Genomic DNA, 4,413 nt, shown 5'->3' with positions numbered 1-4,413 from the left:
GGGGGGGCCGGCGAAGTTGTTTAATGGCGGCTTTTGATATTAGTGGCTGACGGCTTTCAAGCCGATGATGCAACCAACCAATCCGAGAATGAAGACCATCTTCAGTACGCTGAAGGCTTCCTGTCCGGTGGCCATCGAGTAAATGACGGCAAGCGAGGCTCCGATGCCTACCCAGATGGCATATGCAGTGCCGACGGGAATTTCCTTCATGGCGTAGGCCAGTCCACCCATGGACACAACCAGCGCCGCGAAGAAGACGATGGTCGGAACGAGTTTGGAGAACCCCTCGCTCATGCCAAGAGCGATGGCCCATACCGCTTCGAATAGTCCGGAAACGATCAAAATTACCCAATGCATGCCAGATACTTTCTGGCCGTCTTGTCGCGCTCCGGGTACGGCTCCCTCGTCCGGGTCCAAGCAATGATTGCTGGTGACCACCTCAGGCTAGCAAATGCAGGCCTTGCTGTCTCGCGGCTGTGACCAAAATGCCACCTATCCTCGCGAGGATCTGCGAGTCCACAGCCCAGCGCTGAAAATACAGTGGCACATCGATAAACCATTGCTCGTTGAGTACCTGCAGCCCGCTGGCTTTCTGCAGCTGCGTTTCTGGAATCATCCCCCACCCCATCCCCGCTTCTATGGCCGCAACGAACTGCATGGAATCTGGAACATGGTGGACTTGGCCTTCCGGTCGCGCTTTAGCCCCGGCAACCCGCTGGAGCATCTCATGCTGCAAGGGATCCTCACGATCGAAGACCACCATCGGAGTGCGAATGAGCTCTTCCACGGCCCCAGTAGGTACATGGCGTTGGACCACCGAAGCTTGCGCGGCTGCGCGATAGCGCAGTGCACCCAGTTTGTCACTGATGCAACCCTGGATATTCTCCTCCGCATTGGTGACCACGGCGCTGACGCGACCGGTTCGAAGTAGCTCCAGTCCCCTGTTTTCATCGGTACGCACTATTTCACAGGAGAGGTCTTCGAACTTCGCGAGCTCGTAGAATACCGGACCGAACCAAGTGGAGAGCGAATCCGCGTTGACTCCAATGGCGATCGGGATCGGATTTTCGGAGGCTATCTCTTTGGAGAACTCTGCACTGAGCAGCGTCATCTGTCGCGCATAGCGCAGAACTTTCAGTCCATGCTCGGTAGGCCTAACCGGGCGACTGCGGACGAGCAGGACTGCGCCCAGGCGGTTCTCCAAGGCCTTGATGCGCTGGCTGACGGCCGAAGCGGTCACTCCCAGATCAATCGAGGCATCGTCGAAGCTTCCCGCATCAACTACCGCAAGCAGGGTTTCGAGGTGTTCCACATCCATGTTCACATTAGGAACTCTAATCTAGAATCAGAAGCTTAAGTTCGACGCAGATCAGCTAATCTCTTACAGTTTCTACATGCTCTCTGGATCCTTGTTCTTCGGCTTTACCACTGGCCTGTCCCTCATCGTCGCCATCGGTGCGCAAAATGCGTTTGTGCTGCGCCAGGGAATCAGGAAAGAGCATGTTTTCATCACCGCTTTGGTGTGCTCATTATCAGATGCGATCCTGATTGCCGCCGGAGCCAGCGGCATGGGAGCGCTTGTCGACCGAGCGCCCTGGATATTGGTGATTGCGCGAATAGGCGGTTTCATCTTCCTGGCAAGCTACGCGATTTTCGCTTTCCGCCGAGCACTGAAGCCCGAGGCGCTGAAAGTCTCAGGGCTCCCCGGTGCAACAACAGCCGTCTCGATCATCGGAACGACGTTGGCCCTCACCTGGCTGAATCCACATGTCTATATCGACACGGTACTGCTTCTTGGTTCAATTGCTACTTCCCAAGCCGCAGGCGCACCCTATTTCGCCACTGGTGCGATCATTGCCAGCTTCACTTGGTTCTTCGCACTTGCCTACGCCGCACGTTTCCTTGCCCCGCTCTTTGCCAACCCCAAGGCGTGGCAGGTACTTGATGTACTTATCGGAATCGTCATGCTCATCTTTGCCATCATGTTGATCCTGCCAGTTCTCACCAAGTAATCCACAGGCAAACACTCTTATCCACAGCGACTGTGAACAACTTTTATAAACAGTTGTTCACAAAGTTATCCACAGCTGGGGAGAACTTGGGTAGAGTTCACAATTTTTCGGATAAAGTACAGGTCAACGGAGATATTGGAAACTGAAATGACATGCTTGTAAGTTATTAACACTGTGGATTCCGGCTGTGGATAAGGCGTGATTCCGCTTATTGAACCGTGATTCTCATGATTCGTTTAAACTTTCGAACCCGAAGTTATTAACAGTCGGTGGATTCGTATATGCACTATCTACAGGGGTTGTTAAAAAGTTATCCACAACTGGGGACAAGGTTGTGAGTATTGGGTACTCCAAGGCGAATATCCCTGATATCACGGGGTCTTGGGGCTGTTAATAACCACTAGGCCTCGAGAGTTACACGCTTGTAAGTTATTAACAGTGTGGATAAGCAGTGTGGATAACTGCATTGCTTCTTTTCGAACTATCCCAAGGGCCACTTCACTGCTTCCGTGGAGAGGTAAAGGGCTGCCAGCAACGCAATCGACAAGGCCGTGAGTAAAAGTATCTGGGTACGCGCACGCTGTGGATTACTTCGCGGGATCAGCACAATGCAGCAGGCTGCGAGGATACCCAATATCGCTCCGCCCAGATGCCCCTGCCACGAAATACTGGGAATAACGAAGCCGAGAACGACATTCAGCGCCAGGATAATTCCCATGGAGCGAAGTGCCTGCTTGTTGGAACGGAACACTACGAAAGTTGCGAGGAACAAGCCTGCCAGTGCGCCCGAAGCGCCGAGCGTGGCGCTGATCGGGTTGCTCAGCAGGAGAACGCCCAGTGAACCGCCAAAAGCGCTGAGCAGGTATAGCCAGGTGAAGCGCAGCCGTCCCATCCTTGGTTCGAGCATGGTGCCGAAGATGTAGACGCCGTACATGTTCATGGCAAGGTGCAAGAAGGAGCTCGTGGAGTGGGCAAAGGCGCTGGTGATCAGGCGCCATGGCTCATAGGCGGCCAGAGCCGGCGCAAGTACAAGCTGATTGGTGAATCCAGGGATGATCCACTGCAGCAGATACACCAGCACGTTCAGGCCGATGAAAGTGTAGGTGATAACAGGAGCACCGGATCGAGCCCGGCCACCGAATTGGGTCTTCTGCCGCGGCAGGTTCTTATTGGCTTGCGCGACGCAGTCTACGCATTGCACACCTACAGGCGCAGAGACCTGGCACTGCGGGCAGACCGGACGTCCGCACCGGTGGCATGAAACATAGGACACCGTCTGCGAGTGTCGATAGCACGTCGGAGTTGCTTGGCCCTCTGGGAAAACCTGTCCAAAGGACATCAGTACCTGCCTTGAGTTGGGGGAGAAGGATTAAATACTCGAGGCCCCGACAATGCCGCTAGGGAATCGTCAGAGCCTCGGGTTGGTGCGCCTGTGTTGTTACAGGGTCTCGATGTCGACCGAGTTGATAACGACGTCTTCCAGTGGCTTGTCACGGCCATCGGTAGCAACGGCGTTCAGCGCGTCAACGATCTTGCGCGAGTCAGCGTCAAGGACTTCACCGAAGATGGTGTGCTTGCCCTGCAGCCAGGTGGTAGGAACGGTGGTGATGAAGAACTGCGAACCGTTGGTTCCACGGCCCATGCGGATGCCCGCGTTGGCCATGGCCAGCTTGTAAGGCTCGTTGAAGTTCAGTTCTGGGTGGATCTCATCATCGAACTGGTAGCCTGGGCCGCCGAAGCCCTGGCCCAGTGGGTCGCCACCCTGAATCATGAAATCAGAAATGATGCGGTGGAAGATGGTTCCGCTGTACAGCGGGGTGTTGGTCTTCTTGTCACCGGATTCTGGGTGTACCCACTCCTGCTCACCGGTCGAGAGGCCAACGAAGTTCTTTACGGTCTTTGGTGCGTGGTTGCCGAAGAGATCGACAACGATATCGCCCAAAGTAGTGTGAATCGTGGCTTTATGAGTTGCGTTTGCGGTCATGCCTTCATTCTTCCATGATCTATGCTCGACCCGCTAAATACTGACGTACGCGTTGAGAGAAAATTTGGACCATTCTTAGGTTGCTTGTCCGATACTGCTGGCCACTGGGCATAGAACTGCCTAGTCTTGAACTGTCGGTTAGCGTGAATTTTTTCGGATCGGGAGCAATGCATGAGCAAGAAGAGCAAAGCAGGAAAAGTACTAGCCGTTGGCTTGATTGCGGGACTTGTCGCAGTGCTGGTAGCTGTGTGGAAGGCCTCGAAACCAATTGAGGATCCATGGGAAAACGAACCACTTCCAGCACAACCGCACGAGCCTGTTGAATCGCGTGAAGCCAGCGTGGAAGAAATCCGCGAAATCCTCGAAGATGACAAATAAAGCCGTCTAGGCCGCTTTGGGTTGGGGGTTGCCCTCGAA

At 54.5% G+C, this 4,413-nt stretch carries 6 protein-coding genes and 1 riboswitch; of the genes, 2 read left to right on the top strand and 4 right to left on the bottom strand.

Features of this window, described 5'->3' with window-relative positions; all coding sequences use genetic code 11:
• Positions 1–39: 39 nt before the first annotated feature.
• The gene (locus tag ACNPN0_RS16075) at positions 40–357 is read right to left on the bottom strand and encodes a DMT family transporter (RefSeq protein WP_105658679.1); all 318 of its coding nucleotides are present in this window, start codon (positions 355–357) and stop codon (positions 40–42) included.
• 11 nt (positions 358–368) lie between these two features.
• Positions 369–434, bottom strand: a riboswitch (guanidine-III (ykkC-III) riboswitch).
• A 5-nt stretch (positions 435–439) separates the two neighbouring features.
• Positions 440–1,318, bottom strand: coding sequence for an ArgP/LysG family DNA-binding transcriptional regulator (locus tag ACNPN0_RS16070; RefSeq protein ID WP_105658680.1), 879 nt, complete (start codon positions 1,316–1,318; stop codon positions 440–442).
• A gap of 76 nt (positions 1,319–1,394) precedes the next feature.
• Between ACNPN0_RS16070 and ACNPN0_RS16065 the strand changes: the two genes are divergently transcribed.
• Positions 1,395–2,012, top strand: coding sequence for a LysE/ArgO family amino acid transporter (locus tag ACNPN0_RS16065; protein ID WP_388024718.1), 618 nt, complete (start codon positions 1,395–1,397; stop codon positions 2,010–2,012).
• Between the two features lie 481 nt (positions 2,013–2,493).
• Here the strand turns inward: ACNPN0_RS16065 and ACNPN0_RS16060 are convergent, their stop codons facing one another.
• Both ACNPN0_RS16060 and ACNPN0_RS16055 read right to left on the bottom strand, forming a co-directional pair.
• The gene (locus ACNPN0_RS16060) at positions 2,494–3,213 is read right to left on the bottom strand and encodes a rhomboid family intramembrane serine protease (protein WP_332594768.1); all 720 of its coding nucleotides are present in this window, start codon (positions 3,211–3,213) and stop codon (positions 2,494–2,496) included.
• A gap of 237 nt (positions 3,214–3,450) precedes the next feature.
• Entirely contained in the window at positions 3,451–3,996 is a 546-nt protein-coding gene (locus ACNPN0_RS16055; protein ID WP_105658683.1) for a peptidylprolyl isomerase, read from the bottom strand.
• Between the two features lie 171 nt (positions 3,997–4,167).
• Here ACNPN0_RS16055 and ACNPN0_RS16050 point away from each other — a divergent pair, with 171 nt between their 5' ends.
• Complete coding sequence (locus tag ACNPN0_RS16050) at positions 4,168–4,374, top strand: hypothetical protein (protein ID WP_105658684.1); 207 nt, start codon at positions 4,168–4,170, stop codon at positions 4,372–4,374.
• Positions 4,375–4,413 lie beyond the last annotated feature (39 nt).

Source organism: Glutamicibacter sp. AGC84 (assembly GCF_053543575.1).
Note: the sequence above shows the minus strand (reverse complement) of the source record. Positions and strands in the feature narration are given on the sequence as shown.